The organism is Vibrio sp. 1159, from assembly GCF_033340395.1.
In the GTDB taxonomy this organism is placed as follows: Bacteria; Pseudomonadota; Gammaproteobacteria; order Enterobacterales; family Vibrionaceae; genus Vibrio; species Vibrio alginolyticus.
In genome coordinates this window covers 1-12,608 of record NZ_JAWOWL010000050.1, presented here as the reverse complement: position 1 = coordinate 12,608, position 12,608 = coordinate 1, and the positions used below count along the sequence as shown (strand labels likewise).

Here is a 12,608-nt window from a genome sequence, read left to right as displayed (position 1 = left end):
TTAAGAAGTGAGGGTGCTCCGCAATAGGATAATTGCGAAGCAATAGAAATTATAAGAATTCGTCAGCGCCGCCAGACAACATGAGCTCACCAGCATCCGCCATTCGACGGGCAATTGCTAAGATTTCTTTCTGAGCGGCTTCTACATCTGCCACTCGTACTGGCGGCATCGCTTCTATATCATCACGCATCATATCAGCAGCACGTTTAGACATGTTCTTGAAGACTTTCTCACGTAACGAGTCATCTGCACCTTTGAGTGCTTTTTGCAACACGTCTTGTGGTACGTCACGCAGCAACTTCTGAATACCTTGGTCGTCCACCTCGACTAAGTTTTCGAAGACAAACATTAGGTCTTGGATTTGCGTCGCCATGTCTTCGTCCTGATCGCGAATTTGTTCCATTAACAAACCTTCGACGTTGTTGTCTAGGTAGTTCATGATCTCCGCTGCTGCTTTCAGGCCGCCAATTTTGGCTGCTTGTGCACCCGCTTGACCCGCGAACTGTTTCTCCATGATTTCGTTCAGCTCTGCCAATGCTGATGGCTGAACTTCTTCAAGGTTGGCAATACGCATCATCAGATCCAAACGCACGCGCTCAGGGAACTGAGACAAAATCTCTGCAGATTGGTCTGCTTCTAAATAAGACAGTACGATAGTTTGAATCTGTGGGTGTTCATTGACAATAATGCTCGCCACTTGGCGTGGGTCCATCCATTTCAAAGAATCCAAACCCTTTGAGCCCGTACCAAGTAGAATCTGGTCAACTAAGTTGTTGGCTTTGTCTTCACCAAGAGCGGCAACCAGTGCATTACGCATAAAGTCTTCGCTGCCCATACCAATGTTGGTGTATTTCTGGATATCCTCCAAAAACGCACGATGAACAGCAGATACCTTGTCTTGGCTGAGATCCTTCGCGCGAGCCATCGCACTACCAACACGCTGAACCTGTTTTGGTTCTAGATGACGGATAATGCCAGCTGCATCTTGTTCATTAAGACTCAGTAGCAAAATTGCCGCTTTTTCTTCGCCAGTAATGGTTGAAACATCCAGCTCTACTGGCATTCCCGCAGCGTTATCATCTTGAGGTACGATATCGTTAGCCATTGTCATTCATCCAGTTTTTCACTACTTGAGCAGCCAGTTCAGGTTCATTAGCAACCAGAGCGCGAACCGCTTTCAATACATCTTCATCTTTATGAAGGTTTGGCAAATCAATACTTGAGCCAAACTCGAACAGTTCGCTGCTTTCGATGTCACTGCCAATCAAGCTAGTTTCACCATCCGCACCAATCGGCAAGCCGTCTGGTCCGTACATTTCGTCTTCATCATCGCTGGTAGGGTTAAGCAATTTCTTCATTGCTGGGCGAACCAGAACCAACACAACCACAATAATCACTAATGCACTTGCGAACCAACGAACCCAATCACTGAAGTTAGGGTGCTCCCAAATTGGTGGTTCTTCTAGCTGCTCAGCCTCTGGCTCAGCAAACTTTACACTCAATACATTCAGCAAATCGCCACGGCCTTGATCAAAGCCAACGGTACCAATTAATACTTGGCGAATGGCATTGATTTCAGATTCGGACATTGGGGTATAAGTCACTTCACCCGTATCAGGGTTAACTTGACGACGGTCTTTAATCGCAACAGAAACGGTCTGACGAGCCACCGTCCCGGTCTGCTTTCGCTCGTGGCTGATGGTGGTATCTAGCTCAAAGTTACGCGTGGACTCTTTACGAACTGAACCCTGCCCCATGACAGAACCATCTTTCATTTGAGCCACATCTTGCGGAATAGAGGCATCCGCTGGAGGCTGATTACTCAACGCACCCGGAATACCCGCTACCATGTTACCGTTATTGTAATCTTCGAGTGCGTACTCACTGCGGGTCGCAGGGGTGTTTGGATCAAAGCGTTTGCGAGTTTGTTCAACCGCACTGAAATCCATTTGGATATCAACCTGCGCCGTATAGTTGCCATAACCTAAAATGGGTAATAGTACGGAATCAATTTTTTCGCGCAGCGCTTGTTCTTGGTTGCGTTCTAATTCTTGTTCTTTGCGTCGCGCCGCAGAAGCAGGATCTTGGGAGCCTGAGCTGAGTAAGCGGCCATGCTGATCTGTGACGGTAATTCGAGAAGTTTTCATTCCCGGCACGGCACTCGCTACCATGTCGACAATAGAATCCACTTCTTGCTGCTTAAGGTTCGTGCCTGTCGACAATGTCAAAAATACCGACGCAGACGCTTCTTGGTTATGACGCACAAATACGCTGTGCTTTGGCAGTGCCAATAACACTCGTGCTTTGCGAACTTGCTTCATTTCTTCAATTGCTTGAGCCAATTGGCGCTCTCGACTGAGTTTGAGACGCTCTTGCTCGAGACGTTGTGAAACACCAAAACCCATGTCTTGCAGCAAAATATCATCGCCTGCTTCTGTAGCTTGGTTAACGCCGGAACGAACCATGCCAAGTTTGATCGAGTTGTACTCACTCGATTCAACAGAAACAGTATTGCCATCAAGCTTATAATTGATTTTCTGCTGGTCCAGATAATCCAGAACGGGGATCAATTCTTCGGTCTCATACGCACCAAGTGGGCGCATCTCCGGTTCTTTGACCCAAAAGAACAGCATCACGATCAATGCAACACAGATGGATATCGACAGCACAAGCACAACCTGACGAAGTAAATCGAGGTCGCCCACTGCCATATCGAATTTTGACGCACTGCGCTCCTCTAGATCTGGATTTTGACTCTCCACATCCACATCGGAACTTGCTACCAGTGCACCATCTGAGCCGCCTTCAGTGACGGTTAAATCTGTAGACTTGTCTGCCACACTTATTACCTAAATTACACTGGCATGTTCATGAGGTCTTTATATGCCTCAACGAGTTTATTGCGAATTTGAACCGTCGCATCAAAAGCGACACTAGACTTGTTACGAGCGATCATAACGTCAGAAAGGGATACATCGGCATCACCACGATCAAAACGGGTTTGTAAATCACCAGATGCTTTTTGAAGTGTGTTCACGTTATTGATGGCTTTAGTTAGGAGATCGTTAAAATCCGCTCCAACTTTCGCCCCACTTGCAGTAGGAGCCGTATTGGTTGCTTCTACCATCATGGCGCGCATTTCTGCCTGAATACCATCAATTTTCATTAGCACCTCTAAGCCAAAAGATTGACTATTAACAAAACTGATTATTGACACAGCAATTAACGTGCCATAAGACATTAGCAATCAATTTACTTACACTTTTTGTCTTATGGCCGTTGTCTGTGTTAATTCGGGATATCTATACCAGCATCACGCATTTTGGCAAGCTTATAGCGCAAGGTTCGAGGACTTATACCCAGTTTCTCCGCCATTTCTTTGCGTCGACCATTACACTCAACCAAAGTCTCTAAAATAATGGCGTATTCTTGATCGCGCAGCTCGCTGCCTAAGCCTTCTCCACCAGTTACGGGGCGGCTGACATTCTCAGCTTGCGCAACTGGCTTAACATTGGGCACGACCATATCTGCATTTTGCACCACGTGTTGTAAGCTATTGGCATCTTGCCAATCTATGCCCTCAAGCAAAATGTGCTCAGCATCGATGTCGCCATTTTCACTTAATATCAGCGCTCGTTGAACCACGTTATCCAATTCACGAACATTACCCGGCCAAGGGTATTGCAATAGTTTTTCTAACGCAACGGTCGAGAATTGAGGCACTGGCATGCCCATTTTGCTGCAATGACGCTCAGCAAGATGCTTGGCAAGCGGTGCAATATCGCCTTTACGTTCTTTAAGTGCAGGCCACGCAATTGGGAATACATTCAGGCGGTAATATAAGTCCTCTCTGAAGTTTCCTTCTGACACGTATTGCTTAAGATCACGGTTACTCGTCGCTAACACACGAACATCTAACTTGATGCTTTTGCGACTACCTAGGCGCTCTACTTCTCGCTCTTGCAAAACACGCAACAACTTCGCTTGCAGGTTCAAGTCCATCTCACTGATTTCATCAAGTAAGATTGTGCCACCTTGTGCTTGTTCAAACTTTCCTGGGCATGCCTGAACAGCACCAGTAAATGCGCCCTTTTCATAGCCAAACAGTGTTGCTTCGAGCATATTGTCAGGAATCGCGGCACAGTTAATTGCGACAAAAGGACCATTTTTACGATTTGACGCGTTGTGAATATAGCGCGACATCACTTCTTTACCTGAGCCACTAGGACCTAGCACCATAACATTCGCATCTGTACGTGCCACTTTATCGGCCAACGCAAGTAGACGCAGACTTTTTTCATCTGCCACGACCGCGTCACCATTGTCATCGCTTTTGATCGGTGCATATCGACTGACCATGTTCAGCAATACTTCTGGTGCAAATGGTTTCGCCATGTAGTCAATCGCGCCATCTTTCATTGCAGACACGGCATCTTCAATGTTGGCGTACGCCGTCATTAGCAATACTGGTAAGTTAGGCCAATTCTGCTTGATGCTTTTGAGCAGAGCTAAGCCACCCATACCCGCCATTTGCACATCAGAAACGACGATATCAACCGTATTCGATTTCAGCTTTAACAGTGCATCTTCAGCACAGTCCGCTTCCAACCACTCATACCCTGCCAGAGCCAGAGTATCGACTAGGGCTTCACGAAGACCTTCATCGTCTTCTACGATCAGCACTTTGCTTTGCGCCATTATGATTCTCCAGAAATTGTTATTACCAAACGCCGCTTATTGCGCTTCTGTTTGCACTCGCTCTAGCGGAATGCACATGGTGAAGCAGGCTCCATCACCCTGCTCTGAAATAAGTTCCAATCGACCGTCATGGGCACGGCAAACCATTTGAACAACTGCCAACCCTAATCCAGTTCCTTGAGAACGTGTGGTAAAAAATGGCTCCATGATTTTGGCTTGCAGTTCTTCGGGCACTCCCGGTCCGCTGTCTTGCACAGAAATGCGTAACTCACCATTTACCGGGCGGAAAAAAATATCGACTTGCGATTCTTTACCAGACATTTGAATCGCATTCATGACCAGATTACTCAATGCGGATGCAATGGCGTTCGCATTGCCTAGTAGCTCAGTTTGTTCTTCTTCCACTTCTAGGCAGTAATCAATACTGTTGTTTTTTAGCGCGGTTTCGACCATCGGCTGGTATTCCGCTACCAACTGGGCAATCGTGAATGGCTTAATGACTTTATTATCACCACCTTTAGCAAAAAGCAGCATATCATTAACCTGCTTTTCCAAATCGTGCAGACGATCCATTAATTTGGTTTGGAAGCGATCTTTTGTCGCTGGAGGGAGATTTGGCGCTCCCAAATTGGATGCATATAACATAGCGCTCGACAGCGGCGTTCTTACTTGGTGAGCAAGCGACGCAACCATACGTCCTAACGACGATAAGCGCTGTAAATCACTGACACGAGCTTGAAGTAAACGGGTTTCGGTTAAATCGGTAATCAGGATCAATTGACCTGTTGTGGACGCCGAGATGGCGAGTCGAACTTTACGGCCATTACGTAATGAAACTTCGTGGCCATCATCTTCACGTGGGTCAAACACCGCCTGGATAACGTTGAACCATTTTTCGTTAACCAGTGGAATCTCAAGAATTCGGTGCGCTTCTGGATTTGCTTCACGGACTACTCCGTACGTATCGAGCAAAATCACTCCAGCAGGCATCACATCGAGCACCTGTTTGTAGCGCTCAACCTGATTCTCTACGGAATCTAAATGGGATTGATTGGTGTTGTTATCCATTACTGCCTGTCGAAATATCGCCGCTAAAACTAAAATAGCTTGGTAAGCAATTAGCGTACCAAGCTATTTTCTATATTTATCAGGACGTTAAGCTATCGACAATAAGTTGACACTCAGAGATAACGGTTTTGGATGCCAGAAAAACGATGTTAACCAGCCCAAGTGATTATTCAGATATCGTCTTAAAACTTCACTTTACCTAGCGCTGTAAGTTGTACTTACGCATTTTTTCCACCAGCGTAGTACGTCGCATACCCAGCATGTCGGCCGCTCTTGCTACAACACCACCCTGCGCTTCTAATGCTTGGCTGATCATATTAACTTCTAAATCAGCCAGCAGCTCTTTCAAATTAACCCCTTCCGGTGGCAGCGCTTGCGGGGCGTTCATGCTGTGATTAAGGTCGTCTTGATCTTCAAAGCTAAAATCTTCAGAGAAGATATCTTGGAATACATCACGCTCTTGCTCTTCCACCGAAACAAATGGATTGCTCTCTGGTTGGAACTCTGGGATGTCACTGTAGCGATATTTGGTTGGTAGATGGTTTACATCCACCAAGCTATTTGGATACAGAATAATCATTCGCTCAACAAGATTAGCCAACTCGCGTACGTTGCCCGGCCAGTTATGCTCCATAAGTGAGTTGATTGCACGAGGTGTAAAGCAGATAGGTTGTCCGCCTTCCGCCTCTAAACGTGTCATCAGTTCTTGTAGCAGCAATGGTATATCTTGTTTGCGCTCTTTCAGCGCTGGCATCTCAATTGGAAACACGTTCAGACGATAGAACAAGTCTTCTCGGAACGTGCCTTCTTCAATCATATTTTCTAGATTACGGTGTGTCGCCGCCACAACTCGAACATTTACCTTGATGGTACTATTGCCACCTACACGTTCAAAGCAGCGTTCTTGCAATACACGAAGCAACTTTACTTGCATCGACATTGGCATATCGCCAATCTCATCAAGAAAGATCGTGCCACCGTCTGCGAGCTCAAATCGACCTTTACGGGCAGTTAACGCACCAGTAAACGCGCCTTTTTCATGACCAAATAATTCGCTTTCTAGGAGCTCAGGTGGTATTGCACCACAGTTAATAGGTACAAATGCGCCATCGCGGTATGAAGAATGATAGTGGATGTTACGCGCAACAACTTCTTTACCCGTACAGGACTCACCTAAGATCAACACGTTTGCTTCCGTGTTTGATACTTGCTCAATCAGATGTCGAACTTCTTGAATACCTCTACTTTGACCAACTAAGCTGCGAAAAAGCGTGTTTTTGCGTGCACTAGCAACAACATTCACTCCTTTTCGCCCCAGAAAATCTTTGCAGTGGCGTAACGCTTCACTAAGCTGTGGGTAATTAAGCGGCAGCTCTAGTTCACCAACAAAATTTGGAAGATCATCAACAGGCAAAGGAAAACGGCCCATGACTAGAAGAGGGATGTGGTAAGCGCTGTTTAAATGAGAGATAACCGTACTCGCCGCTTGACCTGCTGGAATATTACCAACAATACAGCACGACCATACGCTAGACCAATCAACATCGCTGAGCTGATCAGAACTGACCGCTTCGCAATTTTCTCCAACAAATTCCAATATATTGCTTAAATTTAAACGACTTGATGCGTCATCATCAATTACAAGCAGCTTTGCCAAACCATGCATAAGTAAGAATGATTGCCTTTATTTTAGGTGCGTTGCGGCCAAACCTTGATTTGCGCAATTGGGTGCTAAAGAAGGCAGAACCACCACACTCAATTTACGATAGACAAAATAGGAAAATCAGCAACAAAAAAGCCATTAGGGCTACTAATGGCTTCTATTTTATTTGAATATAAAAATAAGGCAACCAAGCAATGGAGAGGTGTGAGCTTGATAGAAACTTTGCTACACAACTCGTTGCGCAATTGACAAATATATTCGTCTAGTATCTTAACGCATTGTTTTGACTATTAAATACCAACTTCAGCAGCGGTAAGATTATGAAACTCTGTTGGGATTTGGTCCCAAGCGGACTTGATCTCACGGATAATGTCGATAACGTCGTCGATCAGCTGAGGCTCATTTTGATGGTTAGCAGCAGAAATTTGCGTGATCATAAACTCATACAGTGAATCTAAGTTTGAAGCAATATCACCACCGTCATCCATAGATAGACAGCTGCGTAGCGCGATAATGATGTCTAACGCTTTACCCAAGCGCTCACCTTTTGCTGGAATATTGCCTGCTTGCATGGCTGCTTTACCTTGAATAAGGCGCTCAATCGCACCAGCCATAAGCATTTGAATGACTTTGTGCGGAGAAGCCGCGCTAAGCTGGCTGTCGACTGATACCTTTTTGTATGCTTGCAAAGAACCGCGCATAGTAATCCTCTTTTAAATAAATTTTTTGTACTGCTGAAGTGAACGCTGGCCATAACGAAACTTATGGAGCTCTTTTCCGACCTTTGACGTTTCCGATTGCATCAGCTCGACAATTCTTTTGGTACGAGTTAGCAATGCTTGCCACTCTGCATCCTGCTTAACCAAAGGATTTTGATGAATAATTGGTAACAGGTTTTGCAATAACCGTTCCCTGATATCGACCAAGCGAAGAATTTCTTCAGCATTAAAATCAATTTTTTCTAATTCTTGCGTAATTAGTTGATCTATATCACTAATTTCCATGAGTTCTTTTTGCATTTATTAACCCAACGCACTCATCAAAGCGCCTAACTGGCCTTGCATTTTACCGGTCGCATCTTGCATCGCGGTAAACTTCGCATGAGTACGCTTCTCTAGGCTTTCCATGCGGCGATCTAATGCCGCTTGATCGTCACTCAAACGGTAGTTTTGTTCTGTGAGACTTTTTTCTCGAGTACGAATACTGCCTGTAATACCTGTGATACCGTGAATCGCATCTTCTACTCGTTTAGCAAAACCTGTGTTGCCACCGAAGAACTTTTCTAACTCGTTGAAGTTATTGTTCAACTGGCGATCTAGCATGTCATAGTTGATTTCTAGGGTGCCTTGACGTGTGGTCGTAATGCCAAATTCTGTTAAGGACTTTAGGTTTTCAGGCGCCTTATCGATTCGAGTAGAAAAGACCGATTTTAATCGTGAATCTGCACTGCGTACGGTGCTGTCACCTGACAACGGCCCTTTTTGACCAGTTACCGGATCCACACTCGCCAACGCTTGGGAGGTTTGATAAAACGAGTTATACGCTGCCACAAAGTTTTCGATATCGTTGCGTACACTTTGACGGTCGTACTCGACACCAATTTCAGCAGGCGGTTTATTCGGTTCTGATTTGCCTTTTAGTGTTAAATCAACACCTTCGATCGCATCTTCAATCACATTGTTGTGGCTAGATAGCTTTGCCACGCCATCAAGCAGAACTTCTGAATCTTGCCCTGCTTGTACTTCTGTCATTCCAAGGTATTGTTCAAAAGCAGATTGTGCCTTTGCGATTTTCGCTTCTGCTTCATCAATTTTTTCCAGACGCTCACGTTCTTGAGGATCAAGTTTAGCGCGATGAATTTGCTTAGCTTGAGCTTCGGAAAGTTCACCACGTGCCACTTTTTCGTCTAACGCTTGCTTTTCACTCGCAATTTTTTGCTCGATTTCCGCTTTTTCTTGCTCAAGAAGCTGCTTAGCCTCTTTCGTCGTAACGTAAGAATCGGTTAGGGTGCCCGATGCGGCATTATTCCAGCCTGGTACATCTGGTGCCTTCTCTATTGCCTTTTCGTCGAGTTCGAGCTCTGGTTCTTCATAAGAGTCCAACAAAGTACCTGACGCAGTTTCTGTCCACCCTGGAATTCTGTCTTCAGGGCGTAAACTCGCGCGTCGGTTGGCTTCATCAATGGCTTCTTGACCAGCTTTGGCTGCTTCTGCACCCGCCGCAGAGATTGGCGCTTGCGATGCATCATCTTGTACATCGTCTGCCGCTTTTTGCTCTTCTGGAGGTAGAGGATTGCCGTTTGCATCCAGCTCTTCTGCTGGTTGTTCCGGAAATTTAAGAGGACCTAAGACATCTTCCGCCGCTGAACGAGCTTCTTCAAGCGCGTTGACGCGGTCTTCAAGTGTTTGGTATTCGAAATATTTAAGAGGGTTGCCTTTTTCTGCCTCCACACTGACTCTGATTTGATGATCCTTACCAGAGAGGTTAGAAGCAAGGATAAGGCGTGGACCTTCGACGTCGTTAATAAGAGATGCACGAACGCCAGGGTTATCTTTAGCGCCATTGATGCCACGTACGACATCGATGAGCTTAGATCGGGAACGAACATCGATATTAAAACGCTCATCACCAAGCGAAATCTGCAGCTTACCAGGGCCAAATTTTGCGTCTTCTGGCAATACGTCAGAAGCGACTTTATGGCTCTGAGCAAGCTGCAACACATCGATAGCATATTTGCCAGCGATAGCATCTGTGGTTGCCGTGGCAGATACAATATTGTCATTGGTCGTTTCGACGGTGCGAACGGCAAATGCTTTCTCCTGACGAAAGTTCGCCATGAGATTTTTCATCGTATCCAATGATTCTCTGAGTCGCCCGTAAGCACTGATACTGGCATTAATTGTCGTGCGTTCGTTGTCGATGCGTTGCTGCTTTGGTACGCGTTCGGCATCCACAATTTTGCTGACCATGGAATTAATATCCATGCCGCCAGACATCCCCAAAGGGCCTAAACTCATCAAATCACCTCTAAAAACGACTTACACTTTTTCAGTCAACAACCCGCTGTTGGCTGTGTGCTCAGCTAGGCGACGCAATACCACTAGCATTTCTTCATCAGGAATTTGACGAATCACGTCACCGGTATTGGCTTCATAAATCGTCACCACATCTCGTCCGGATTCTTCATCCACTCGAAATGCGACTCCTTTGTTTATGGACGTGACAAATTCATTCATTTGCGCGACCAATTTTTCACGTTCTTCTTTGTTCAGTTCTTGACGGCTTTCAGCCATCTCGAGCGCAGCTTGAACAGAGAAGTCGTATTCGGTGTTTTTCGCTTTTTGCGGCGAAATCTCACCATTTGAATTTGCTGGGCTAGACGTGCCTATATCATTGCCATTTTTATTTGCAAACTTTGTGCCATTTGGCGTGCCGTAAGGCTGGATGTTCGATGCGTAGGAGGATATATCCATTACAATCTCCCTTCCACCTTATGGGCTAACGATAGAATCTATCGCTTTGGTGCCCCAGCACTAAGGTGTTGACCTCAGGCTGGGTTTACCACTTAGCCCAACAAGCTTAGCGCTGCAGATGGAGACTGCTTCGCTTGAGCCAGGATTGAAGTACTTGCTTGCTGAAGAATTTGCGACTTAGTCATCGCAGTGGTTTCCTTCGCGTAATCAGTATCTTTAATACGGCTTTTAGACGCGTTAACGTTCTCGTTAATGTTGTCTAGGTTGCTGATTGCGTGGTTGAAGCGGTTTTGGAAAGCACCGAGTGAAGCTCGTTGGCTGTCTACGGACTTAAGAGCACCGTCGATAACCGCTACTGCTTCTTGAGAGCCAGCTACTGTGGTTACGTCGATGTCTTTCACTGTTACGTCTTTCGGGCCACCAAAGCCGATCTCGTCTGCTAGGTTGCCAGAAAACTCAACATCACCTTCAACTTTTTGAGAAGAAGCAAATACTTGTAGTTTGCCATCTTCGCCAACAGAGGCTTTTACATCATCGTTTTGACCGTTGATGTATGTCGCTAGCTGCTCAATATCATCGCCTTGCTTAGCGCTGATTGATAGCTCTTTCTCTTCACCCTGCTTGTTGGTGTAGCTCATTTTGAACTCTGTTTTCTCACCAACAGTCCAAGATGCGTCTTTACCCTCTTCTGCTGCGTAGCTCTTACCACCCATTGCTGAAGTGTCTGAGCGTAGGTTACCCATAGAAAGCATCACTGCTTCACCTGAGTCCGCACCGATTTGGAAAGATTGAGTACCGTAAGTACCGTTTAGAAGCTTGTTACCACCGAAAGAGGTAGTTTCAGCAATACGGTTTAGCTCGTCGTTTAGCGCTGTTACTTCTTCTTGGATCGCTACACGTTCTGCTTTTGAGTTAGAACCGTTCGCAGATTGAAGCGAAAGATCACGCATACGTTGTAGGATGTTGGTAGATTCATTCATTGCACCTTCAGCAACCTGTGCAATAGAAATACCGTCGTTTGCGTTTTTCACTGCCATGTCTAGGCCACGGCTTTGTGCATTCAAGCGGTTTGAAATCTGTAGACCTGCAGCATCGTCTTTCGCGCTATTGATTTTATAACCCGAAGACAAACGCTCCATTGATTTTTGTTGACCGTCAGCTGCCTGGTTTAGGTAACGCTGTGCAGTCATCGCAGAAACGTTAGTATTAACGTTAATCGCCATAATTGATCTCCTTAAGGCTTTAGTGAATGTACCGTCGTGTCTCTCACCTCACTTAGGTACATCTCATTTCTCTCAGTCCCTTTAACGGCGACCGATGAATATCCTTTAGAAGAAATTTTCAATTTTTTGCGATTATTTTCTTTGGCTTACTGAAATGTGATGAAGCTCTAATGTCGTGATTCGCAGAAATCCTGGGGCCCCAAAAGACAGAAAAAAACCCAGCCGAAGCTGGGTTTACTCGCTCATCTCTCACCACGAGCCAATGAGGTTCTCGTCTTAGGTTTGAAATTAACCTAGCAGACTTAGCGCTGAGTTTGGCGCTTGTTTCGCTTGCGCAAGGATTGAGCTTGACGCTTGCGATAGAATTTGTGACTTGGTCATTGCCGTCGTTTCTTTCGCGAAATCTGTATCTTTGATACGGCTCTTCGACGCATTCACGTTCTCGTTAATGTTGTCCAAGTTGCTGATTGCGTGGTTGAAACG

12 protein-coding genes are annotated in these 12,608 nt (G+C 45.7%); all 12 read right to left on the bottom strand.

Going from position 1 to position 12,608, the window contains the following annotated elements; translation table 11 throughout:
* Nucleotides 1-49: 49 nt before the first annotated feature.
* The gene (gene fliG, locus R7127_RS24375; protein WP_005380470.1) at nt 50-1,105 is read right to left on the bottom strand and encodes a flagellar motor switch protein FliG; all 1,056 of its coding nucleotides are present in this window, start codon (nt 1,103-1,105) and stop codon (nt 50-52) included.
* Complete coding sequence (fliF, locus tag R7127_RS24370) at nt 1,098-2,840, bottom strand: flagellar basal-body MS-ring/collar protein FliF (RefSeq protein WP_053306693.1); 1,743 nt, start codon at nt 2,838-2,840, stop codon at nt 1,098-1,100. The genes fliG and fliF overlap by 8 nt, the downstream gene beginning before the upstream one ends.
* 14 nt (nt 2,841-2,854) lie before the next feature.
* Nucleotides 2,855-3,166, bottom strand: coding sequence for a flagellar hook-basal body complex protein FliE (gene fliE / locus R7127_RS24365; protein WP_005384482.1), 312 nt, complete (start codon nt 3,164-3,166; stop codon nt 2,855-2,857).
* A 122-nt stretch (nt 3,167-3,288) separates the two neighbouring features.
* On the bottom strand, nt 3,289-4,698 hold the full coding sequence (locus tag R7127_RS24360; RefSeq protein ID WP_033907105.1) for a sigma-54-dependent transcriptional regulator: 1,410 nt from the start codon (nt 4,696-4,698) through the stop codon (nt 3,289-3,291).
* A 36-nt stretch (nt 4,699-4,734) separates the two neighbouring features.
* Nucleotides 4,735-5,766: a sensor histidine kinase gene (locus R7127_RS24355; protein ID WP_005380459.1), complete on the bottom strand. Its 1,032-nt coding sequence runs from the start codon at nt 5,764-5,766 to the stop codon at nt 4,735-4,737.
* 199 nt (nt 5,767-5,965) lie between these two features.
* Nucleotides 5,966-7,432 (bottom strand): sigma-54 dependent transcriptional regulator, encoded by a 1,467-nt coding sequence (locus tag R7127_RS24350; protein ID WP_318148607.1) that lies wholly within the window; start codon nt 7,430-7,432, stop codon nt 5,966-5,968.
* Nucleotides 7,433-7,719: 287 nt separating this feature from the next.
* A complete protein-coding gene (fliS, locus tag R7127_RS24345; protein WP_005380457.1) occupies nt 7,720-8,130 on the bottom strand; it encodes a flagellar export chaperone FliS in 411 nt (136 codons plus the stop codon).
* 12 nt (nt 8,131-8,142) lie between these two features.
* Nucleotides 8,143-8,448 (bottom strand): flagellar protein FliT, encoded by a 306-nt coding sequence (locus tag R7127_RS24340; RefSeq protein WP_005380456.1) that lies wholly within the window; start codon nt 8,446-8,448, stop codon nt 8,143-8,145.
* A gap of 3 nt (nt 8,449-8,451) precedes the next feature.
* Nucleotides 8,452-10,446, bottom strand: coding sequence for a flagellar filament capping protein FliD (gene fliD / locus R7127_RS24335; RefSeq protein WP_005384492.1), 1,995 nt, complete (start codon nt 10,444-10,446; stop codon nt 8,452-8,454).
* A gap of 21 nt (nt 10,447-10,467) precedes the next feature.
* Nucleotides 10,468-10,902: a flagellar protein FlaG gene (flaG, locus tag R7127_RS24330; protein ID WP_005380451.1), complete on the bottom strand. Its 435-nt coding sequence runs from the start codon at nt 10,900-10,902 to the stop codon at nt 10,468-10,470.
* A gap of 92 nt (nt 10,903-10,994) precedes the next feature.
* The gene (locus R7127_RS24325; RefSeq protein ID WP_005380449.1) at nt 10,995-12,125 is read right to left on the bottom strand and encodes a flagellin; all 1,131 of its coding nucleotides are present in this window, start codon (nt 12,123-12,125) and stop codon (nt 10,995-10,997) included.
* A gap of 288 nt (nt 12,126-12,413) precedes the next feature.
* Nucleotides 12,414-12,608 (bottom strand): flagellin (locus tag R7127_RS24320; RefSeq protein ID WP_031855108.1); only part of this gene is annotated, 195 nt, incomplete at its 5' end.

Excerpts from the sequence above, each read along its gene's own strand:
- fliG (WP_005380470.1), bottom strand. The coding sequence starts at position 1,105 with ATGGCTAACGATATCGTACCTCAAGATGATAACGCTGCGGGAATGCCA.
- fliE (WP_005384482.1), bottom strand. The coding sequence starts at position 3,166 with ATGAAAATTGATGGTATTCAGGCAGAAATGCGCGCCATGATGGTAGAA.
- R7127_RS24360 (WP_033907105.1), bottom strand. The coding sequence starts at position 4,698 with ATGGCGCAAAGCAAAGTGCTGATCGTAGAAGACGATGAAGGTCTTCGT.
- R7127_RS24350 (WP_318148607.1), bottom strand. The coding sequence starts at position 7,432 with ATGCATGGTTTGGCAAAGCTGCTTGTAATTGATGATGACGCATCAAGT.
- R7127_RS24355 (WP_005380459.1), bottom strand. The coding sequence starts at position 5,766 with ATGGATAACAACACCAATCAATCCCATTTAGATTCCGTAGAGAATCAG.
- fliS (WP_005380457.1), bottom strand. The coding sequence starts at position 8,130 with ATGCGCGGTTCTTTGCAAGCATACAAAAAGGTATCAGTCGACAGCCAG.
- R7127_RS24325 (WP_005380449.1), bottom strand. The coding sequence starts at position 12,125 with ATGGCGATTAACGTTAATACTAACGTTTCTGCGATGACTGCACAGCGT.
- fliD (WP_005384492.1), bottom strand. The coding sequence starts at position 10,446 with ATGAGTTTAGGCCCTTTGGGGATGTCTGGCGGCATGGATATTAATTCC.
- R7127_RS24340 (WP_005380456.1), bottom strand. The coding sequence starts at position 8,448 with ATGCAAAAAGAACTCATGGAAATTAGTGATATAGATCAACTAATTACG.
- flaG (WP_005380451.1), bottom strand. The coding sequence starts at position 10,902 with ATGGATATATCCTCCTACGCATCGAACATCCAGCCTTACGGCACGCCA.